17 protein-coding genes are annotated in these 21,898 nt (G+C 64.9%); 4 read left to right on the top strand and 13 right to left on the bottom strand.

Annotated features, from left to right (window positions below):
* Positions 1 to 7: 7 nt before the first annotated feature.
* The 11 genes from M2320_RS19805 to M2320_RS19755 all read right to left on the bottom strand — a co-directional run bounded on the left by M2320_RS19805 (position 8) and on the right by M2320_RS19755 (position 16,136).
* Positions 8 to 2,314 carry a putative bifunctional diguanylate cyclase/phosphodiesterase gene (locus M2320_RS19805; RefSeq protein WP_264598759.1) on the bottom strand — a complete coding sequence of 769 codons (2,307 nt, stop codon included), beginning with the start codon at positions 2,312 to 2,314 and terminating at the stop codon, positions 8 to 10.
* A gap of 40 nt (positions 2,315 to 2,354) precedes the next feature.
* Complete coding sequence (locus tag M2320_RS19800; protein ID WP_264598758.1) at positions 2,355 to 4,028, bottom strand: methyl-accepting chemotaxis protein; 1,674 nt, start codon at positions 4,026 to 4,028, stop codon at positions 2,355 to 2,357.
* A gap of 508 nt (positions 4,029 to 4,536) precedes the next feature.
* Entirely contained in the window at positions 4,537 to 5,919 is a 1,383-nt protein-coding gene (locus M2320_RS19795) for a carbohydrate porin (protein ID WP_264598757.1), read from the bottom strand.
* A gap of 265 nt (positions 5,920 to 6,184) precedes the next feature.
* Positions 6,185 to 6,415 (bottom strand): hypothetical protein, encoded by a 231-nt coding sequence (locus M2320_RS19790; protein ID WP_184429036.1) that lies wholly within the window; start codon positions 6,413 to 6,415, stop codon positions 6,185 to 6,187.
* A 159-nt stretch (positions 6,416 to 6,574) separates the two neighbouring features.
* Positions 6,575 to 7,699 carry an ABC transporter permease gene (locus tag M2320_RS19785; protein WP_264598756.1) on the bottom strand — a complete coding sequence of 375 codons (1,125 nt, stop codon included), beginning with the start codon at positions 7,697 to 7,699 and terminating at the stop codon, positions 6,575 to 6,577.
* The gene (rbbA, locus tag M2320_RS19780; protein ID WP_264598755.1) at positions 7,699 to 10,407 is read right to left on the bottom strand and encodes a ribosome-associated ATPase/putative transporter RbbA; all 2,709 of its coding nucleotides are present in this window, start codon (positions 10,405 to 10,407) and stop codon (positions 7,699 to 7,701) included. Before rbbA ends, M2320_RS19785 begins: the two co-directional genes overlap by 1 nt.
* 169 nt (positions 10,408 to 10,576) lie before the next feature.
* Complete coding sequence (locus M2320_RS19775; protein WP_264598754.1) at positions 10,577 to 11,671, bottom strand: HlyD family secretion protein; 1,095 nt, start codon at positions 11,669 to 11,671, stop codon at positions 10,577 to 10,579.
* A 188-nt stretch (positions 11,672 to 11,859) separates the two neighbouring features.
* The gene (locus M2320_RS19770) at positions 11,860 to 13,155 is read right to left on the bottom strand and encodes an NAD(P)/FAD-dependent oxidoreductase (RefSeq protein WP_264598753.1); all 1,296 of its coding nucleotides are present in this window, start codon (positions 13,153 to 13,155) and stop codon (positions 11,860 to 11,862) included.
* Positions 13,152 to 13,691, bottom strand: coding sequence for a hypothetical protein (locus M2320_RS19765; RefSeq protein ID WP_264598752.1), 540 nt, complete (start codon positions 13,689 to 13,691; stop codon positions 13,152 to 13,154). The genes M2320_RS19770 and M2320_RS19765 overlap by 4 nt, the downstream gene beginning before the upstream one ends.
* A 12-nt stretch (positions 13,692 to 13,703) precedes the next feature.
* Positions 13,704 to 14,879 carry a zinc-dependent alcohol dehydrogenase gene (locus M2320_RS19760; RefSeq protein WP_184429027.1) on the bottom strand — a complete coding sequence of 392 codons (1,176 nt, stop codon included), beginning with the start codon at positions 14,877 to 14,879 and terminating at the stop codon, positions 13,704 to 13,706.
* A gap of 21 nt (positions 14,880 to 14,900) precedes the next feature.
* Positions 14,901 to 16,136 (bottom strand): glycoside hydrolase family 3 N-terminal domain-containing protein, encoded by a 1,236-nt coding sequence (locus M2320_RS19755; RefSeq protein WP_264598751.1) that lies wholly within the window; start codon positions 16,134 to 16,136, stop codon positions 14,901 to 14,903.
* A 180-nt stretch (positions 16,137 to 16,316) separates the two neighbouring features.
* On the opposite strand from M2320_RS19755, the gene M2320_RS19750 reads away from it, so the two are divergent.
* Complete coding sequence (locus tag M2320_RS19750; RefSeq protein WP_264598750.1) at positions 16,317 to 16,985, top strand: DUF2161 domain-containing phosphodiesterase; 669 nt, start codon at positions 16,317 to 16,319, stop codon at positions 16,983 to 16,985.
* On the opposite strand, the gene M2320_RS19745 is transcribed toward M2320_RS19750, so the two are convergent.
* Positions 16,967 to 17,551, bottom strand: coding sequence for a UbiX family flavin prenyltransferase (locus tag M2320_RS19745; protein WP_264598749.1), 585 nt, complete (start codon positions 17,549 to 17,551; stop codon positions 16,967 to 16,969). The genes M2320_RS19750 and M2320_RS19745 overlap by 19 nt on opposite strands.
* Entirely contained in the window at positions 17,548 to 19,068 is a 1,521-nt protein-coding gene (locus M2320_RS19740; RefSeq protein WP_264598748.1) for a UbiD family decarboxylase, read from the bottom strand. The genes M2320_RS19745 and M2320_RS19740 overlap by 4 nt, the downstream gene beginning before the upstream one ends.
* A 186-nt stretch (positions 19,069 to 19,254) precedes the next feature.
* On the opposite strand from M2320_RS19740, the gene ubiT reads away from it, so the two are divergent.
* The 3 genes from ubiT to ubiV are packed head-to-tail and all read left to right on the top strand — an operon-like array spanning position 19,255 to position 21,732.
* Positions 19,255 to 19,824 (top strand): ubiquinone anaerobic biosynthesis accessory factor UbiT, encoded by a 570-nt coding sequence (ubiT, locus tag M2320_RS19735; protein WP_210304534.1) that lies wholly within the window; start codon positions 19,255 to 19,257, stop codon positions 19,822 to 19,824.
* Between the two features lie 17 nt (positions 19,825 to 19,841).
* Positions 19,842 to 20,819: a ubiquinone anaerobic biosynthesis protein UbiU gene (gene ubiU / locus M2320_RS19730; RefSeq protein WP_184429074.1), complete on the top strand. Its 978-nt coding sequence runs from the start codon at positions 19,842 to 19,844 to the stop codon at positions 20,817 to 20,819.
* Between the two features lies 1 nt (position 20,820).
* A complete protein-coding gene (gene ubiV, locus M2320_RS19725; protein WP_264598747.1) occupies positions 20,821 to 21,732 on the top strand; it encodes a ubiquinone anaerobic biosynthesis protein UbiV in 912 nt (303 codons plus the stop codon).
* Positions 21,733 to 21,898 lie beyond the last annotated feature (166 nt).

The raw sequence follows: 21,898 nt of genomic DNA, 5'->3' as shown, positions 1-21,898 counted from the left end.
TGTCGCGTCACGCCGCCCGGCTCGCCTCTTTCACGAGACGGTTGATCTCGGCGAGAGGCATGGGCGGCGCGAACAGAAACCCCTGGACGTCGTGAACGCCCTGGCCCGACAGGATCGCGAGCTGCTCCGGCGTCTCCACGCCTTCGACGACCAGCGTCAGATCGAGGCGGCTAGCGAGATGCGTCACCGCGCTGATCACCGCCAGCGCGTTCGGGTCGTTCAGGTTTTGGACGAAAGCGCGGTCGATCTTGATCTTGTCGAACTTGAACATGTTCAGATAGCTCAGGCTGGAATAGCCCGAGCCGAAATCGTCGAGCGAGAGCCGCACGCCCAGGCCCCTCAATTGTTCGAAGATCGCGCAGGTCGCTTCCGCGTCGCGGATCAGGACGGTTTCGGTGATTTCGACTTCCAGCCGGTGCGCCGACAGCCCGGTCGTCGCCAGGGCCCGCGCGACCAGAGCGACGACATCGCAGCGCCGGAACTGAATCGACGAAAAATTGACGGCGACGCGAATCTCCGCCGGCCACAGCGCCGCGTCGCGGCAGGCGCGCTCGAGCGCCCATTCGCCGATCTCGACGATCAGCCCGGTCTCCTCCGCCAGCGGGATGAACACGTCGGGCGAGACCTGGCCGCGCGTCGGATGGCGCCAGCGCAACAGCGCCTCGAACGTGTTGATCCGGTTGCTGCGGATGTCGACGATCGGCTGGTAGTACAATTCCAGTTCGTCATTGGCGAGGGCGGCGCGCAATTCGGTCTCCATCTCGCGCTTGAGCATCGCTTCCGCCCGCATTGACGCGTCGAAGTGACGGAAGCTGGAGCGGCCCAGCGCCTTGGCGCGGTAGAGGGCGAGATCCGCGCCATTGACCATCTCCTCGGCCGTGGCGACGTCGCCCGGAAAGGACGCCGTGCCGACGCTGGCCCCGACACAGATTTCATGGCCCTCGATGCTGAAGGGCGCGCTGACCATTTCGATCAGGCGCGCGCAGATCGCGTCGAGATCGTGGGGTTTGGCGGCGGGCGCGAGCACGACCATGAACTCGTCGCCGCCGAGGCGCGCCACCAGATCGGCGTCGCGAAAATTGGTCGTCAATCGGCGCGCGACTTCACACAAAAGCTTGTCGCCCGTGGGATGGCCGAGCGTGTCGTTGACCAATTTGAAGGCGTTGAGATCGAGGTACAACAGCGAGAACGACAGGTTTCGCGCCCGAGACTCCTCCATGGTCAGCGCCAGCCGTTCGCGGAAGCGCACGCGATTGGACAGGCCGGTCAGGGAATCGAACAGGGCCATGCGTTCGATGTCCTGCGCGGCGCGCCTTGCGGCGGTGACGTCGTCGATGACGATCAGGCTGCCCCCCGCATCCATCCGGTGACAGCGGAACTCGAAATGCCGCGCGCCGAGCGCGGCGACGAAGGAGGCCGACGACGACCCGCTGGCAAGGCTCTGGAATGTCCGAAGGAAGGCGACGCGCGCCTCGCCGTCGAGCCTGGCCGCCGCAGCGATCTCCTCGGCGAGCTGACGCACCGTGCAGCCGCTCAGCTCCAGGGCGATGTCGAACATGGTTGCGAGGCGATCGTTGACGACAGTGAGCACGCCCTGCGCGTTCGCCATGCCGACGCCGAGCGGCATATTGTTCAAGGCGACATCGTAACGGCGTTTTTGCAGGTTCGCCTTGCTGCGGCGAAACAAAGCGACGCCGACCAGGGCGCCAATGATGAGGGTCGAAGCCGGCAGAACCTGCAGCATCGCCAAACGGACCTTCCGGCCAAACGCCGCCGCGCCGCGGGTGATCTCGACCCGCGCGCGCATGTCGCGGCCCAATTGCTGGACATCCACCAGCATTTTCCGGCGGTTCCGCACGGTGGCGTCGTCATTGGCCTGAATGATCGCCGCCTGGGGCGACACCTGCAGGCAGAGTCGCGCGGTGTCCGTCTGATAGGCGATGAACTCGTCGATCCGCAGCGAAAGCTGCGTCTTCTCCGCCGGCGACATCCTTTCGCCGACCCGGGACAGGAGCGCGTTCCGGCGCTGCGCGACCTCTTGCAAATCCTCCTGCAAGGCGACCGATCGGTCGCGCGCGGCCTGCGCATCCTCCGCGACCATGACGCTCATCACCTGGGCGACGGTCTTTTCCACGTCCATGGCGAGAACGTCGGCTTCGTTGGCGACCTCGAAGGCGTCGACGATCGTTTCCGTCTGCCGCCATTCGAGATTGTTGAGATAGAGAGCAAAAGCCGACAGCGTGATCGCGATGAAGGCGGAAGCGCCGAGGACGGCGGCGATCCTGGCCCGGACGGCGACGCGCGATGACCCCATGATCGGACCCGCTTTCGTGAGGACTGGCATTCCAAGGCGATCAGGCCGCGCGGACGTCGGCAATATAGGTCGAGATGAAATCGGCGAGCGCTTCCGCCTCCTGCGCATGGGTCTGCGCGGCGGCGCGCAGCTTCTCGGCTTCGGCGTCCTGCAGGGCCGCGGCCCGGCGCATGCTGGCCATGCTGTCGCCGACGGTTTCAGCCTCCTGCGCGGCGCGTTCCGCCGATTCCGATATCTCGCGGCCGATGTCGCCTTGCGCGCTGGCGGCCTCGGCCACCTGCGCGGCGATCGCCTCCAGCCGGGCGATGGTCGCGCCATTGCTTTCGGCCGAGGCGGCGGCGCCCGCCGCGGCGGCTTCGATCGAGGCGATATGGGCGGCGATCAGACCCGTCGCCGAGGCGGTGCGGGCGGCGAGCGCCTTCACCTCATTGGCGACGACGGCGAAGCCCCTGCCATTCTCGCCTGCTCGCGCCGCCTCGATGGTGGCGTTGAGCGCGAGCAGATTGGTTTGCGCGGCGATGCTTTCGATCAAGGCGGCGGCTTCGCCGATGCCGCCCACGGCCTGCGACAGCCCGCCGACCTGGCGCAGCGCATCCTGCATGTCGTTGCGCGCTTCCGCCGAGACCGCGCTGGACGCGTGGGCGTGATCCTGGATGGCGGATGCCGAGCGCGCCAGCGCCTCGGCGGCCGCAGCCACGCGGCCGATCGCGCCGGCCGCCGCTTGCGCCGCCTCAGCGGCGGTGGCGGATTGCCGCTTTGTGTCTTCCGAGGATTTCACCAGGCTTTGCGCGCGGTCGTTCATTTCCGTCACCGACGTATTGAGCGCCGCCAGGGCGTGCTCCGCCCGGTCGCGAAAATGCGTCGTCGAGGAGTCGAGCGCCTTGGCGCGCGCCAACTCGCGTTGCGCCTTTTGTGCGCTTTCCACGTCGAGCGCGCGCTTTTGTGCAAGCGCGTCGCGGAAACTGACGACAGCGCCGGCCATTTCGCCAATCTCGTCGCGGCGCAGCGAATCCTTGAATTCGACGTCGAGTTTGCCGGCGGCGAGGTTCAGCACGCCGTTGCGCAGCCGGTCGAGCGGCCTGCGGATGTGGATTTCGCAAACATAGACGCCGAAGGCCACGCCGAGGACCACAGTGAGCAGGGAAAGGGCCGCGATGAGAACGGCCCGGCGCTGGCGCCCCGCCGAGACCGCCACACGTTCCGCGCGGGCCTCCGTCAGGGTCTGGTCGCTCAGCGTCTTGACCGTGGTCAGCATGGCCTTGCGGTTGGCGACCGTGGCGTCGTCATCGATCTGGACGATGGCGGCCTTGCGCGAGACTTTTGTGGCCAGGTTCACCGTATCGGTCTGGTAGTCGACGAATTCGGTAATCTGCGCCGAAAGCTTGGCCTTCTCGGCGTCGGACAGGCGCGCGCCGACGCTGGCGAACAGCTCCGTCTTCAGGGCCTTGATCGCCCCCAGCGCGCCCTGCAATTCGGCGATGGCCTTGCGCGACTCGGTTTCGTCTTCGGTGAGCAGCACGCCATCGACGGACGCCACGGCGCGATCGACGGATTGGGAGATATTGGCGGCGAGGACGGCGATTTCGAAGGCGTTGTCGATCCGCGCCTCCTGGTCGCGGTCGATCCAGCCCTGGACGAATGAAAAGCCCGAGACCAGCACCAGCAACAGCGCGAACACGCCAATGATGGCCGCAATTTTCGTGATGAGCCGCATCGAAATGTCTGCAGTTGTTTCGGATGAAAAACGTGTATCTGCAGCAGGTTGCCTATTGATTAAGTCCACTGACATGAAAATGTCACATCAGATAATTTTGGTCGCGCAACGCAATGGGAGACGAAACTTACTTTACGTCACATGCGGGCGCCCGCAAGCCTGCCGGTCTGTTGAACGCTGCGCAAAAAAAGATCATGTTCGGGTGAACACGCGAATTTCGCTCGGAGTCCTCAAATCGCCTGCAATCGGCGCGTGGATATTGCGCCGCACAATCCGGCGCGTCTTGTCCGCCCGCGCGCGCGGGCGTCGAGAACTTCACCAAACGACAATCAAGACGCCAGCCATGAAGGCGAAAGCCGCGAAGACGGAGACGAATTCGATTTGCGCAGCGGTCGGCATGAACGGACCCTTTCCTGAAAAGACTTTCGCGCCGAGGGAGCTTATCGAGGGGCCGTATCCCAGCCCCTCGTCCTCGGCGCGAAATCGCTGCGGCGACGCGCGGCGGCGATCAGAAGTTGATCGTCGAGCGCAGGCCGAACACCGCGGCGTCGCGCACGCGCGCGCCATTGGCGTCGGCCACGCCGCCGCCGGGGCTGACGATGTATTGGAAGTCAGGCTGCAGGCTCCAGCCCGAGACGATCTGCGCCTGGTAGGTCACCTCCAGCGCCGCCTCCGAGCGCCGCAGCACCGGCGCGTTGGAGTCGAAATCGAAGCCGCGCGCATAGTCGGAGACGCGGGCATAGGCAAAGCCCACGCCGAAGGAATCATCCGGGCGCCCGGGCATGACCCCGGCGAAGGTCACGCCGCCGTCGATATAGAAATTGACGGTGTTGCGATCCTGCGGCGCCGCGCCGGCGCGCAGGAACACGCCCGCGCTCTGGCCCGCGTCCTTCCAGACCTGCTGGTCGACAACGCCGTAAAAGCCCCAGTCGCCCTTCAGCACCGCGGGAACGCCATTGCTGGAGGCGCCGCCCAGCGCCGCGCCGACGGTGTCGTAACGCAGATTGGCGAAATTGCCGTAATTCTGGAACGCGCCGAGCTTGACCGTCCCCGCCAAGCCGTCGTCCTTGCCCAGCTTGTAGCGATATTGCACTTCCTCCATGGCGAGCGGCGGATCCTGCAGGCGGAAATTGGTGCCGTAGCGATTGCAGATCTGCGGGTCCTGTCCGCACTGGCCCGCCGGGTCGCCGTCGAACACGGCGGCCAGAATATTGAGGGGATCGCTGTCGGAGCCGAGTTTGACGCGCACGCCGGGGGTGGCGAAGGGATAGCCCGGGCCGCCGCTCGGCAGGTTGACGCCCGTAAAAGCCGGCCAGCCGAAGGTGCCGTTGATGAACAGCGCGCCATATTTGCTGACGAAGAATTCGGTGTCGGCGGCGATCTGGCCGACTTTCACGCCCAGCCGGTCGTCGAAGGCCTTTTGTTCGTACCACAATTCATAGAGACGCACCGTCGGCAGCGCCTCGATATTGCTGACCGTCAGAATGTTGCCCGTATAGACGCGCGACAGGCCCGTACCCTGAATCCAGTAGCCGTTGGCGTGGAACAGGCCGCCCTTCCAACCCGCGATCTTCTCCATGTCGGCGTCGATGGCGAGCTCCACGCGCCCGTCATAGACGACACCCTGGCGCTGGCCGCCGACCGGATTGCCGAGCACTTCGCCAATATAGTTGAGCTGGAGAATGACGCCCTTGTCCGCCAGCTGTTTTTTGGCGTCGGCGATGGGGGCCAGAGCCGGCAGGCTGGTGAGGACCGAGGGCAGCTCCGCGGCGGGGGCGGCCTCCTCCGGCTTGGCGTCCTCGGCCGCGAGGGCGGGGTTGGCGGCGATCAGGGCGAGCAGGCTCGCGCCGACAGCCCAGGTCCATTTGGTCTTGTCGCGCAGTCTTGTCATGATGTGACTCCGGTTTGGTCTTGCCCGGCGCTTCGACTGGCCTGCGCGCACGGCGCCACAAAAATCGTCGGAAACACCTGTTATTGCTGACAAAATCAAGACACGGTTTCGCTCAAGCCCGCAATGGATTTCTCACCACTTGGAATAAATCTAAATTGGCCACGCCAAATTCCCGCCGGGGCTGCGCCCCGGCGGTTCCATCGAAACGTCAATTCAGACGCGCGCACCGGCGCGAGATTGCCCCGGCCCGGCGCTGGCGCTTACCTTATCGGTTCAGGCACTGGTCGTAGCGGATCAGGCATTGCGCGCGCTGCGAGGGATAGCGGGTGTAGGGTCCCACATTCTCCAAACAGTCGGATTTGGTCTGCGCGCAGTAAGCGACCTGTTGCGCGCGCGACGCACGTCCTCCATTTCCCATTGGAACGCCGCTCTCCAGGGCGAAGGCCTGGGAGGCGCTCCCGAAGAGCAGGACAGAAAGAAGCAAGCGCGCGCGCATGGGGTCTCCAAAGATGTGAAGGCACGAGAGAAGCTCGTGGCGTCGCCGTGGCGACACAGACGTGTTAAAAGATGCTGGCTGTCGAAATTCTGTCAGAGTTGAAATTTTGCGACCCTGCGCGCGGACAGCCGCCCTGTCGACCTCGGACCCACCGCAAAATCACCCGTTCTGCGCGGACACGCTGCGGAACCGCCAGACGCTCAGGATGAGAAAAAAGCCGCCGATCGCCCCCATGGCCAAAAAACGCTCCCAGATCAGATCGAAGCCGGCGCCGCGATAGAGCACCGCCTGCGCCACGGCGACAAAATGGGTGGAGGGCGACAGCAGCATGGCGTTGCGCAACAGCGCCGGCATGGATTCCAGCGGCGTATTGGCGCCCGACAGCAGGTTAAGCGGCACGGCGACCAGCAGGTAGAGCAGCCCAAGCTGCGGCATGGTGCGGGCGATGGTGGCGAGAAACACGCCGACGGACGTGGCGAAGAACAGGTAGAGCGCGGCGCCGAGCAGGAACAAAGGCACGGAGCCGTTGATGGGAATGGCCAGCAGGCGCTGCACGACAAAAGTCAGCGACAGCGCGACCGCGCCCAGAATGATCAGGCCGTTCGCCCAGATTTTCGCCATGGCGATCTCGAACGGGGTGACCGGCATCACCAACAAATGCTCGACCGTGCCATGCTCGCGCTCGCGCACCACCGCCGCGCCCGCGAGAATGATGGCGAGCATGGTGGTGGAGGAAATGATGCCCATCACGCTCGAAAACCAGGAGGTGATCAGGTTGGGATTGAAGGCGATCCGCACGGTCTGGCCGATGGATGCGGGAGCCGGATTGTCCTGCCGCGTCGCAAATTTGGCCAGTTCAGCCGTGAGAATCTGTTCGATATAGCCGGCGCCGACGCCCGCCTGCATCATGGCGGTGGCGTCGACATTGACCTGCACGGTCGGGCGCCGCCCGGCCAAAAAATCGCGCTCGAAATTGGGGGGAATGTCGAGGATGAAGGTGAAGGCGCCGACATCCATGAGCCGGTCGATGTCGCCCGCCGACACCTGTTTTGCCGGCAGAAAGTAAGGCGGCAGAAAGGCCCGCGCCAGCCGGCGCGACAATTCGGAATGGTCCTCGTCGGCGACGGCGATGGCGGCGTTGTGCAATTCCTGGGCATGGCTTTGCGCCTGGGCGAGAATGGCCAGGGAAAAGGAATAGAGCACCAGGCCGAGCAGCACGAAATCGCGGAAAAAACTGCGCAGCTCCTTGGCGCCCAACCAGAAGATGTTGCGCAGGGTCTGCATCACTTCTCCTGTTTGCGCAGCAGCAGCAGGCTCAGGCCCACCAGCGCGGGAAAGAACAGGCACAAGCGCGCGAGATGGCCGGCGAGATCGTCAAAATTCAGCCCCTTGGTGAAGGCGCCGACCGAGATCGGCAAAAAATAGGTCATGGGAAAAATCTGCCCCAAAAACCGGCCGAAGCCGGTGATCGAGGCCGCCGGCGTGGACATGCCGGAAAACATGGTCGCGGGCAGAATGGTGAGGATGGTCGCGCCGAACAGAGCGGCGATCTGCGTGCGGGTGAAGGCGGAAATCACCATACCGTAACCGGTGGAAGCGGCGACATAGGCCAGAGCCCCCAGCGCCAGAACGCCAAAGCCCCCCTTGAGCGGCACCGCGAAAATATACAGCGCCATCAGCAGCATGACGAAGAAATCGACGAAGGCCAGCCCGATATAGGGCAATTGCTTGCCCAGCAAGAATTCCAGCCGCGTCACCGGCGTGACATAGAGATTGGTGATCGAGCCCAGCTCCTTTTCGCGCACGATGGCGAGCGCCATCAGGATCGCCGGCATCAGCGCGAGTTGCAAAGCGATGGCGCCGGGAACCATGGCATAAATGGAGTCAAAACTCTGGTTGTAGCGGAAGCGGGTCTCGATATTGGCGGGCAGCGGCGGCGCCGGCTCCATGCCGCGAATGGCGGGATCGCTAACGAATTTCTGATGCGCCGCGCTGAGATAGCCATGGATGGTCTCGGCGCGAAACGGCATGGCGCCGTCGATCCACACCGACACCTCCGTCGGCTCGCCTTTCTTGATGTCGCGGCCGAAGCCCGGCGGAATTTCGATCGTGGCGCTGACCCCGCCGCTTTTCATCCGGTCGATCAGATCGCGGGAATCGGTAATCGGCGGCTGCTCGACGAAATAGGAGGAGCCGCGCACCTCGCTCAGATAGGCGCGGCTATAGAAGGAATTGTCGCGGTCGAGCGCGGCGAAGGCGAGCGAATCCACATCCGTGGTGATGCCGAAGCCGAGCAGCAGCAACAACAGCGCCGGGCCCAGAATCGCATAGGAAAGACGGATGGTGTCGCGCGACAATTCCTGCGCCTCGCGAATGGCGTAAGCCATCATGCGGCGCAGACTGAAGGCGGGATTTTTCGACCGCCCTGCCGGCGAGGCCGCCACCGGCGCGAAGGGCGCGCGCGCCGCCCCCGCCTCCTCGAGACAGGCGATAAAAACCTCCTCCAGATTGGCGGCGCCGCGCGCGGCGACGAGATCGGCGGGCGCGCCCGTCGCCAAAATCCTTCCCGAATCCATCAACGAAATCCGGTCGCAGCGCGCCGCCTCGTTCATGAAATGGGTGGAGAGAAAAATGGTCACGCCCTGCGCGCGCGACAATTCGATCAGCAGCGCCCAAAATTCGTCGCGGGCGATGGGATCGACGCCGGAAGTAGGTTCGTCGAGGATCAGCAAGTCGGGGGCATGCACCAAAGCGACGGCGAGCGACAGCCGCTGGCGCAGGCCGAGCGGCAGATCGGCGGCGAGAGCGTCGACAAAATCGTCGAGCCCGAACCGCTCCAGCAGCGCGCCGATTCTTTCGCGCGCGACCTTCGGCTCGAGGCCAAACAATCTTGCGTGCAGGTCGAGGTTTTGCCGCACCGTCAATTCGCTATAGAGCGAAAAGCCCTGCGACATATAGCCGACCCGCCGCCGCGCATCGACCCCGCTCGCCTGCGCGGTCTCGCCGAACAGCAGGGCCTCGCCGCGGCTCGCTTCGAGCAAGCCGGTGAGCATTTTCATCGTCGTCGTCTTGCCGCAGCCGTTCGACCCCAAAAACCCGAAGATTTCGCCGCGCGCGATCTCGAGATCGACGTGATCGACGGCGGTGAAATCCCCGAATTTTTTGGTGAGCCCCCGGGCCATGATCACCGGCGGCCCGCCGTCGCGCGCGAGCGGCGGAATCGTCAGCTTGGGCCGCGCCGCGCCCTCGGGCAGCAGCGCGACAAAAGCGTCCTCGACGGTTTCGGCGCCGGTCGCCGCCATGATGTCGCGCGGCGCGCCGGTCGCGAGCACCCGTCCCTCATTCATGACGATCAGGAAATCGAAGCGCTCCGCCTCCTCCATATAGGCCGTCGCCACAATGACGCTCATCTCGCGTTCCGAGCGCTGGCGCATGGCGTCGACCAGCTCCCAGAACTGGCGCCGCGACAGCGGATCGACGCCGGTGGTGGGCTCGTCGAGGATGAGCAGGTCGGGATCGTGGATCAGGGCGCAGCACAGGCCGAGTTTTTGTTTCATGCCGCCCGACAGCCGCCGGCACAAACGCCCGGCGAACGGGGCGAGGCCGATGTCCTGCATCAATCCCGAAATGCGCGCCGCGCCCTCCGCCGCACTCTGGCCGTAGAGCCTTGAGAAGAAGGCGATGTTCTCCTCGACGGTGAGATCGGGATAGAGATGTTTGCCTAAGCCCTGCGGCATATAGGCGATGCGCAGGCAGATTTCGTTGCGCCAGCGCTTTTTGGCGATATCGCCGCCCAAAACCTCGACGCCGCCGTCCTGCAAGATTTTCGACCCCGCGATCAGCGCCAGCAGCGTCGACTTGCCGACCCCGTCCGGCCCGACCAGCCCAACCATGCAGCCAGCGGGAATGTCGAGCGACAGCCCGTCCAGCGCCCGCGTCCGGCCATAGGCATGGCGAAGGTCACGCAGGCGCACGACGGGGAGCTCTGTCATGGCCGCGCGCCTCCCCTTCTCCCCTGGCGGGAGAAGGTGGCTCGCGCCGAAGGCGCGAGACGGATGAGGGGTCGCCTGTCCAGATGAACGAACCCCTCATCCGGCGCGCTTCGCGCGCCACCTTCTCCCGCAAGGGGAGAAGGAAGCGTCCCCCCTGCTCCGGGCCAATTCATTTGACCGTCCCCTGCAACGCCTCCGGCCAATTCTGCGCGTCATCGAGTTTCACATAAGCGACGCCGGGCAGCCCACTGCGGACCTCGTCGGCGCGCGCCCGCGCCAGCGTCGGATCGACCCGCACCCGCACGCGGAACATCAGGCGTTCGCGGTCGCTCTTGGTCTCCACCATTTTCGGCGTGAACTGAGCTTTGTCCGCAACAAAACTCACTTTCGCCGGGATGGGCGTATCGGGAAAAGCGTCGAGCACGATGCGCGCGGGATCGCCGAGCTTCACCTGCCCGGCCTGCCGCGCCGGCAGATAAATGTCCATGTAGACATAGGACGTGTCCAGCATCGTAAAGACCTTGCCGCCCACGCCCAGGATCTCGCCGACGTTGGCGAGCCGGTAATGAATGCGCCCGTCGCGCGGCGCGACCAGCGCATTGTCGGCGATGTTCACCCGCACCAGTTCGGCGTCATGTTCGGCCGCGGTCAGCGCCTTCTCGGCCTCGGCGACGCGATGCTCCGCCGCGCTTTGCAGGGCTTTCGCGGCGTCCAACGCCTGCTGGCGCTGGTCGAGCAGTTCGCGGGTGGCGTAGCCGCTCTTGGACAGTTTTTCGGTGCGTTCGAGTTCCCGCTCCGCCAGCTTCGCAGAACTCTCCATCTGTGTGCGTGTCGCCATGGTCTGCTCGACAACGCGCTTGGCCTGTTCGACTTGCGCCTCGCTGCGCTTCAGGCTTTGTTGGAGGTCGCGCGTGTCCATCAACGCGACCACCTGCCCCGCGCTCACCTTGTCGCCCTCGTCAGCGCGCAGCTCCGCGATGCGGCCGGCGAATTTTGTCGCAATGTCGATCGGATCGGCCTCCAGGCGGCCATTGCCCATGGCGATCCAGACCGGAAGGGGCGCGATGCGATGCGCCCGCCAGTAAAGGCCGCCGGCGCCGCCCACAACCAGCGCAAGGACCAGCAATCGCCGCGTCCACACCCGCACACGACTGGGAGGATGATGTTCGATGACCGGCTTGGCGTGGGGCGACAGAATGACGTCCTGCGCCGCGGAGGCCGGCGCCGCCACCTCGATGCCTTCGCCCGTTTGCCGATCCGTCATGGCATGACCTGACAAGAGGAAAGAGTTTTGGGCTTAGCCGAGCCATGTCTTTCGCGCATTGATCTGCCGCTAACGCGGCGCAGCGCACGCCCGCGCGCATGTTATCGCGCCGCGCCGAGGAATAAAACGCAATGTTTTGAAAGAGCTTCCGTCCGCTGGAGCCAACCCCGCCCACATCGCGCGGTTCCTCAGGCCGCGTCGCGACGGGCCTTTCCGCGCGCTCGCGCAATCCAACGCGGCGCATGGGTCAGCAGCCGGGCGCCGCGCCCATAAGTGAACCAGGCCCAGGACCAGTTGACATAGACGGTGAGCCGGCTGCGGAAATCGACCAGCAACATCAAATGGATCAGCGACCAGGCGAGCCAGGCGACAAAACCGCTCATGCGCAGGCCGAACAATTGCGCGACGGCGCGCGAGCGCCCGATGATCGCCATCATTCCATAATCGCGATAGCGGAATCTTTTCGGCCCGGGACGTCCGTCAATGCGGGCGCGCAGCAGGCGACCGACGAACAATCCCTGCTGTTTCGCCACGGGCGCGAGGCCGGGCAGCGGTCGTCCATCCGCGCCGTCAAAACTGGCGACATCGCCGATGACGAAAATCTCGGGCCGGCCGGGCAGCGCGCAGTCGGGCCCGACGCGCACGGCGCCGTTGGACGCCGCCGTCGCCCCAAGCCATTTCGACGCCGGATGCGCCGCCGTGCCCGCGCACCAGACCACAACAGACGATTGCAAACGCTCCGCGCCAATCTGGATCGACCCCGCATCGATAGCGCCGACCTTGGCGCCGACGCGCACGTCGACCCCCAGGTTTTGCAGCGCCCGCAACGCATAGTCCGACTGGGCCGGCGGGAAGGACGGCAGAATGCGCGGCCCGGCCTCGCAAAGCACGATATGGGCGGAACGCGGCTCGATGGTCCTGAAATCGCGCGCCAGCGTGGTGCGCGACAATTCCGCGATCGTCCCGGCCAACTCCACCCCGGTCGGCCCGCCGCCGACCACGACGAATGTCATGAGCGGCGCAATTTCCGCCTTGTCTTCGCAGCGCTCGGCCAGTTCGAACGCCGCCAGCAGCGCCGACCGAATTTTGAGCGCATCGTCAAGCGTCTTCAGCACATGGACGTGGCGCGCCCAGTCGTCGTGACCAAAAAAACTATAGGCCGAACCGATGGCGACGACGAGATAATCATAGCGCAAACGCGCCCCGTCCTCGAGCCGCACCTCGCGCGCGTCGGGGTCGATCCCCACCGCCTCGCCCATCAAAACCGTCACGTTCTTGCAATGGCGCAACACGACGCGGGTGGCGGTGGCGATGTCGGAAGGCGCCAGCGCGGCGGTGGCGACCTGATAAAGCAGCGGCTGGAACAAATGGTGGTTGGTCTTGTCGACCAGCACGACATCGGCGGCGCATCCGCCCAAAACCTTTGCCGCATTCACGCCGCCAAACCCCGCGCCCAGGATGACGACGCGCGGTCTTTGGCTCACGCCGCCGTCCTGTCCGGCGACTGAACGCGCCGCGCCGCGTCGCGCGCCGCCTGGAGGCCGCGCGGAAAACCGGAGCGGTCGCGATAGGAGGGCGCATCGCCGCGCGTCCGCCGGTGGGTTGCGCCCAAGGCCTGCGCGCCGACAATGTCGAGCAGCGTCACGCCGAGCACCAAAGTGAGCGCCAGCCCGACATTGCCGCGCTTGGGATTGTCGCGGCCGAGCCCCGTCAGCAGCGTGGCGATATCGAGCCCGTCGCCGCCGACGCGGCTCCACAGGCCAAGCTGTTTCTCCGGCGACAATGTCGCAACGCCCGCCGCGATCTCGCGAAAGCCGTAGCCCCGCACCAGCGTCTCGCGCCCCTGCATGCCCAGCCCCCGCGCGATCCGTCGCGCGGCGAAAATTTCGGTGAGGCCCAGGCCGATGCTGAACCATCCCAGCATTTTCGCCAGACGGTCGGCGTTGGTGAGCGAACTCGGCCCGGTCGACAGGATTTTGGGATCGCCCGGGTTGCGGCCGAGATTGGCGATAAAAGTCATGATGCGCTCCCGCTATGGTTTGATGACCACCTTGACGCAGCCGTCCTGTTTGTCCCGGAACACCCGATACATGTCGGGCCCCTCGGCGAGACTCACTGTGTGGGTGATGACGAAGGAGGGGTCGATCTGGTCCTCCTCGATGCGGCGCAGAAGGTCGTCGGTCCATCGATTGACATGGGTCTGGCCGGTGCGGATCGTCAAACCCTTGTTCATCAGCTGGCCCATCGGGATCTTGTCGTCGAGGCCGCCATAGACGCCGGGAATCGAAATGATCCCGCCGGGGCGGCAGACATAGATCATCTCGCGCAACGCGTGGGGACGGTCGGTTTCAGTCCCGAGCATTTGCTTGGCGCGATCATAAAGCGTGTCGGGCTGCGAGGGCGTGACATGCGATTCCAGCCCCACGCAGTCGATGCATTTTTCCGGACCTTCGCCATGGGTGAGTTCGTTCAGCCGCTCGATGACGCTTTCCGTCTCGAAATTAATCGGGATGGCGCCGCCCGCCTCCGCCATCTCCAGCCGCTCCGGCAAACAATCGATGGCGATGACCTGTTCGGCGCCGAGCAGCAGCGCGCTGCGGATCGCCATTTGTCCGACGGGACCGCAGCCCCAGACCGCCACCGTATCGGTCGGCTCGATGTCGCATTGCGCGGCCGCCTGCCAGCCGGTGGGAAAAATATCGCTGAGAAACAGAAGCTTTTCATCCGGCACGCCGTTCGGCACTTTGATGTGCGTGGTGTCGGCGAAGGGCACGCGCAGAAACTCGGCCTGCCCCCCGGGAAAACCGCCGGTCAGATGGGTGTAGCCGAACAGCCCGGCCGTGGTGTGGCCGAACGCTTTTTCGGCGAGATGCTTTTTGCGATTGCTGGTCTGGCACAGCGAATAATTGCCGCGCCGGCATTGCTCGCATTCGCCGCAGAATATGGTGAAGGGGACGACGACGCGGTCGCCGACCTTCAGCTTGTTTTTCGCTTCCGCCCCGACCTCAACCACTTCGCCCATGGCCTCGTGGCCCATAATGTCGCCGGGCAGCATGGCCGGAATGTAATTGTGGAACAGATGCAGGTCGGAGCCGCAAATGGCGCAGCTCGTGACTTTGATGATGGCGTCGCGCGGGGCCTCGATGCCGGGGTCCGTCACATTGTCGCAGCGAATGTCTTCCTTGCCGTGCCAAACCAGCGCTCGCATCGAAACCTCCGTGAAGCGCCCTCAACGCGCCGCGGAAGCAAATGTTTCGAGGCGTTTGCGGCTGGCGGCGAGCGCGGCGGCGTCGATCTCCCCTTTGGCCTCAGCCTGGAGCGCGCAGTCCATTAGCGGGAAATATTGTCGGCCGTCATAGGCGACCAACAGCAGATCGACGCCCGCATTCAGCGACTCCACCACACCGTGACAGATGTCATGATGGAACACCGGACTCATGTTGAGGTCGTCAGTGACCACCAGATTTTCAAAACCCCAGTCGCGCCGAAGCAGACCGACCACGGCGCGGGATTGCGACGCGGGTTTGGCATCGAGCGCGTCGACGACGACGTGTCCAACCATGATCGCCGCGCCGCCCGCCAGCGCGCGGAACGGACGCCAGTCGCTCTCCGCCAGTTCCTGCTGCGACGCCTTGGAATGGGCGCGAAAATGATGGGTGTCCTCGGAGATGCGACCGAGTCCCGGAAAATGTTTGAGGACGGGCGTCACGCCGGCTTCAACAAGCCCTTGCGAAAAGGCGCCGGCGATGCGCGTAACTTTCTCGGGATCGGCGGAAATGGCGCGCCGCGCGATGAAGGAATGGAAATCCAGCGCGCCCGCGCTTTCGGCCGGGCGCAGGTCGACGACGGGCGCAAAATCCATCGTGATCCCGAGATCGGCGAGTTCCGCGCCAATCGTCGCGCCCAGATTTTTCGCGCGCGCCTCGCCATTGGGGGCCTCGGCAAATTCGGCTAACGGAGGATGCTTTGGCAGCGGCGGCGACAGATGCGACACCAAACCGGATTCCTGGTCCGTGGTCACGATCAGCGGCGGCAAGCCCGCCTCCTTGCGCAACCTTTGCAAATGGGCGATTTCCGCGCGCAACATGGCGGCGCCCTGAGCGATGTTCTGGCGGGTGACGAACACACCGCCGATCAGCCCATGCGCCGCCAGCGGCTCGACCTCCGCCACGCGCACGTATCCCACGACAAAATGGCGCCCGATGTCCTGCGCCGCCGTGGCGCGCAGGGCGGATATCCTCTGCGCGCGCAAGACGGCGGCGCCCTTGACGCCCGCCAGCACGAGGGGAATAGCGCAAAACAGCGCCAGCAGCGCCCGTCTGCGCCGGCTCGCGGCGACGCCAAGCAAGGCGGCGAGCAGCACGACAGCCCAAATCCAGTCGCGTTGCGCGAAGAGATAGGGATCGTCGATGAACCAGGCGAGGGCGAGCAACGCCAGCGCAATGGGCCAGAGCAGGCCTGCCATGCTTTTGTCTCCGCCTGGGCGCGCGACGGGCGCCCCAAAAAGAACGCGCCCAAGCCTGCGCAAAAAAGTTGGCGCCCTTTTAGCGAAAACCGATGATGTTCGCCATGTCGTCCGTCGGCGCGGCTCTGCCACGCCTGAGCGCATAAAGATTTTGTTAACCACGCCTTGCCAGTTTGGCCCATGGCTCTCGAATCCGACCTTTACCGACCGATCAAACGCCACCTGGAATCGCTCGGTCTTGAGGTGAAGGGGGAAGTCTGCGGCTGCGATCTCGTCGCCCTGTCCGATGGCGCCAGCGAACGCGTGGTAATCGGCGAGCTCAAGCAGAGTTTTACCCTCGAACTGGTGTTGCAGGGGGTGGATCGCGCCAGCGCCTGTGACGAGGTCTGGCTCGCCATCGCCGCCTCAAAACGAGGACGCGGGCGCGAACACGATTCGCGGGCGCGAAAATTGTGTCGGCTGCTGGGCTTCGGCCTGCTCACCGTCGACGCCAACGGGCGGGTTGAGGTGATGGTCGAGCCGGCGCCGTGGAAGCCGAGGCGCGATCCCAAGCGACGCTCTCGGATCGTCGAAGAACACCGCCGCCGCCGGGGCGACACGATCGTCGGCGGCACGACCAAAAAACCGCAGATGACCGCCTATCGCCAACAGGCGCTCACCGTGGCGCAACAGCTCGCCGATGCGCCACGCCGCCCCCGCGACCTGCGCGAGGTGGCGCCGGATGCGGCGAAGATTTTACAGGGCAATGTCTACGACTGGTTTGAGCGTATCGAACGCGGCGTGTACGGGCTCACCCCCACAGGCCACGCGGCGCTGAAAACCTGGGCGGATTATTTAACGCCGGGCTGAGGCTCCCCATCCCATTGCGCGGCGAGCGGCTCAAAAAGATGCAGCAGATCGATGGCGCGCCGCGCAATCTGATCGACGATATCTTCGACGCTCTGCGGCTTCAAATAAAACGCCGGGGCCGGCGGCATGACGATCGCGCCGGCTTCCGTCGCCGCGGTCATGGCGCGCAAATGGCCGAGATGCAGCGGCGTCTCGCGCGCCACCAGCACCAGCTTGCGCCGCTCCTTCAGATGCACGTCGGCGGCGCGGGTGATGAGATTGTCGGCGAGACAATTGGCGATGGCCGCCAGCGTGCGCATCGAACAGGGCGCGACGATCATGCCGCGCGTCGGAAAAGACCCGGAGGCGATTGCGGCGCCGACGCTGTCGATGTCATGCACATGCTTGGCCAAACCGCGCAGCCGCGACAGCGCTTCCGGCGCGACCTCATGGGCCAGCGTCAATTCCGCCGCGCGCGACACCACCACATGCACGTCGGCGCCGCGCTCATTCAGAATCTCGACGATGCGCAGCGCGATGGCCGCGCCCGAGGCGCCGCTGACGCCAACGACGACGCGCGGCCTCATGGCGCCGTGAACTTGAAGCCCGCCGTGACTTGCGGCCACAGCGCGTCGACGCGCTTCTTCACCTCAGGCGACGTATCCAGCTTCACGCCCCATTCCCGACGGGTTTCGGGGCCCATCTTGTTGGTGGCGTCAATGCCGAGCTTGCCGCCCAGCCCCGATTCCGGCGAGGCGAAATCGAGATAGTCGATCGGCGTGTCCTTGATCACCACGACGTCGCGCGACGGGTCCATGCGCGTCGCCAGCGCCCAGGCGACATCGTTCCAGTCGCGGCCATTGATGTCCTCATCCACGACGATGACGGTTTTTGTGTAGCTGAACTGCGGCAGCATGCCCCACATCCCCATCATCACGCGCCGCGCCTGTCCGGGATAGGTTTTTTTGATCGAAACAATGGCCATGCGGTAGGAACAGGCTTCCGGCGGCAGCCAGACATCGACGATTTCGGGCAAATGGCGCTTCATGGTGGGCAGCGCCAGATCATTCAACACCGTGCCGATGACGGACGGCTCATCCGGCGGGCGCGCCGTGAACGTCGAGAGATAGATGGGGTCGCGCCGCATGGTGATCGCGGTGATGTTCAGCACCGGGAATTGTTCGACGTTGTTGTAATAGCCGGTATGGTCGCCGTACGGGCCTTCGGGCGCGGTTTCGGTCGCGGACACATAGCCCTCGATGACGATTTCGGCGTCGGCCGGGACCATGACCGGCACGGTGAGCGCCGGCGCCACATTGGGCCGTTCGCCGCGCAACACGCCGGAAAAGCGCAGCTCCGACACCGTTTCCGGCAGCGGCAGCACGGCGGAGAGGATGGTGGCGGGATCGACGCCGATGGCGATGGCGACCGGCATGTCCTTGCCTTGTTTCGCCCAGAGACGGTGATGGTGCGCGCCGCCGCGATGGGCGAGCCAGCGCATGATCGCCCGCTTCTTGTCCAACACCTGCATGCGATAAACGCCAATGTTGATTTTGGCGGTCTCGTCGGCGGGGGTGTCCGGCGGGCGGGTGATGACCAGCGGCCAGGTGATCAGCGGCGCGGGCTCCCCCGGCCAGCCGGTTTGGACGGGAATCTTGCCGAGATCGATGTCGTCGCCCTTGAACACCTCGGCCTGGCAGGGGGGACGCGACACCACGTTCTGCCGGGTGGAGAGCGCCGCGCGCACCATCGGCCAGCGGCTCAAGGCGTCCTTGATGCCATCGACGGGGGCGGGCTCGCGCAGGGCGGCGAGCATTTCGCCGAGCTCGCCGATGCGCGACAAAGCGACGCCGAACCCGGCGGCGACGCGCTCCTTGGTGCCGAACAGGTTTGTCAAAACCGGCATGCTCGCCGGCCCCTGCGGCGAATAGGCCTTTTCAAACAGGAGCGCCGGCCCGCCCGCGGCGAGGACGCGCCGGTGCAGCTCGGTCATCTCGTGAACGAGGCTGACCTTTTCGCCGACGCGTGCTAAGAGCCGCTCCTGCTCAAGGTATTTTGTGAAGGCGCGGAGATCGCGGAACGGCGGCAGTTCTCGAAAAGTCATGCCCTGTCGTGCTCCAGAGGCCGCGCTGGCGCATTGACGAAAGTCAATGTGACGCTGAACATCTTCTGATACGGATTGCGAACGATAGGTTCGAAATCCGTATTCCGTTCGCGCGAAAATCCGCCTCTTTGGAGGATTTTTGCGCGATCCGTTTCTGCGGATCGCGAAGCGATCTCGCGAAACCGCATGAATGTTGGGACGATGTGGAACGCTAAAGACATACCTCTTTTTCCCGCCGTGGGCGCGGCCGTGCTGCGGCTGGCGCCATTGGCCCCGCTGTCGATGGCCGGCGCGCATCTGGTCAAAACCCTGATTCGGCGTCACCCTTCGCTGTTCTCGCGTCTTGGCGAGCAGGCCGACAAGGTTTTTCTGATCGACCCGACGGACCTGCCCTTCGCCTTCCGGCTGCAGCCGCATCTTGAGGCGCCCACGCTCGAAGCGGTCCGTCGCGAGGACGCCGGATTCTGGGACGCCCGCATCGGCGGCCCGCTCGCGGCCCTGCTCGGCCTCGTCCATGGCGTCTATGACGGCGACGCCTTGTTCTTCTCCCGCGACCTCGTGATCGAAGGCGATACGGAAGCGGTTCTGGCGCTGCGCAACGCCATCGACAACGAGGAAATCGACCTCGCCAGCGAAATCGCCGCTCTGTTCGGCCCGTTCGAACATGTCGCTTCGCTCCCGACCCGAAAAGTCTCTTCCGCCGTCGGCCATTTCTTCGGCGTCGCCCTCACCCGTGAAAACGAGCACCAGGCATGAGCGTGCGCGCCAAGAAACTGGAACTGGTCTGCCCCGCCGGCACTCCCGCAGCCTTTCGCGCGGCGATCGACGCCGGCGCCCACACGGTCTATTGCGGCTTCAACGACGAAACCAACGCCCGCAATTTCCCGGGCCTGAATTTTTCGACCGAGGAGCTCGCGACCTCCGTCGCCTATGCGCATAAAAAAGGCGCGCACGCCCTGGTCGCCATCAACACCTTTCCGCGCGCCGGCGCGGTGGAGTTGTGGCACAAGCGCGTCGATGACGCCGCCAAGGTCGGCGCCGACGCCGTGATCCTCGCCGACATCGGCCTGCTCGATTACGCGTCGAAAAAGCACCCGAACCTGCGGCTGCACCTTTCCGTGCAAGCGGCGGCGGCCAATGCCGACGCCATTTCCTTCTACGCCCGCGCCTTCGGCGTGAAGCGCGTGGTGCTGCCGCGCGTGCTCACCGTGCAGGAAATCGCCGCGGTCAACCGCGATATCGATATCGAGACCGAAGTGTTCATTTTTGGGGGCCTGTGCGTGATGGCGGAGGGGCGCTGCTCCTTGTCCTCCTACGCCACCGGCAAATCGCCCAATATGAACGGCGCCTGCTCGCCGGCCAGCCATGTCGAATATCGCGAGGAAGACGACGAATTGGTGTCGCGTCTGGGCGGCTTCGCCATCCATCGCGTCGGCGCCAAGGAGGCCGCCCCCTACCCCACTTTGTGCAAGGGCTGCTTCACCGCGGGCGACTACAAGGGCCATGTGTTCGAAGACCCGGCGAGCCTCGACGCCGCCGCGCTGATCCCGCAATTGGCGGAAGCCGGCGTCACCGCGCTGAAGATCGAGGGCCGGCAGCGCAGCCGCTCTTATACGGAAGCAGTGGTGCGCAATTTCCGCAAGGCCGTGGACGATTACGCTGCGGGACGCCAGGTCGTCGGCGGCGCCCTGCGCGACCTCACCGAGGGCCAGACGACCACCGCAGGCTCGTACCGGAAAACTTGGCGGTAAGATGACACAAGCAAAATTCTCGCTGACCGTTGGACCGCTGCAGTTCAACTGGAGCGCCGACGCTTTCGCCGATTTCTACGCCCGGATCGCCGACGAGGCGCCCGTGGATCGCGTGGTGATCGGCGAAACCGTGTGTTCGAAGCGCACGCCTTTTTATGAGGACCGCATCCCCGCCGCCATCGAGCGTCTGCAAGCCGGCGGCAAGACGGTCGTTCTCGGCTCGCTGGCCATGGTGACATTGGAGCGCGAAAAGCGCGCCGCCCGCGAGTTGTTCGAACAGACCGCGCTGGAGGTCGAGATCAACGACCTCACCTTGATGAACTGGGCGCGCCCGCCCTTTTCCATCGGCCCGCTGATCAACGTTTATAATGAGGCGACGCTGGCCTATCTCGCGGGACAGGGGGCAAAACTGTTTTGTTTGCCCCCCGAAATCCCGTTCGCCTCCGTCGAAAAACTGGCTCACGCCGCCAATCAATGCGGCGCCGTGCCGGAAATCTGGGCCTACGGCCGCATTCCGCTCGCCATTTCCGCGCGCTGCTACCATGCGCGCGTGCATGGGCTGAGCAAGGATTCGTGCCAGTTCGTCTGCTACAAGGACCCAGACGGCCTCACGGTCAACACGCTCGACGGCCAGGACTTTTTGGCGGTCAACGGCGTGCAGACCATGTCGCACAATTACTGCAACCTGATCCGCGACCTGGACAGGCTGGCGTCGGCCGGCGTGCGCTCGCTGCGCCTGTCGCCGCACACCGGCGATTTCGTCGCGGTCTGCAAAACCTTTGCGGATGTGGCTTCTGGCGCGATTTCCGGCGCGGAAGGTTTGGCGCGGCTGAAAACCGTGGCGCCGGGCGCCGATTTCTCCAACGGCTTCCTGTTCGGCTCCTGCGGCGCGGCGGAACTGACGCCGGCCTGATCCTTCCCAAGGGGACTGGATCGCATTGCGCTCTAACTCTTGCCCGTTTCCGACGGAACAGCGAGCGCAATGCGTTCCTGTCCTGTCTGGACGGCGCCCCTAGATCAAGGGTTTTCTTGGCGTGGTATGAACATTTCGGGTGCGGTCATGTCTCCGGCCTGTGGAT

Source organism: Rhodoblastus acidophilus (assembly GCF_025961575.1).
GTDB lineage: Bacteria > Pseudomonadota > Alphaproteobacteria > Rhizobiales > Beijerinckiaceae > Rhodoblastus > Rhodoblastus acidophilus_C.
This window is presented reverse-complemented; position numbering and strand designations above follow the sequence as displayed.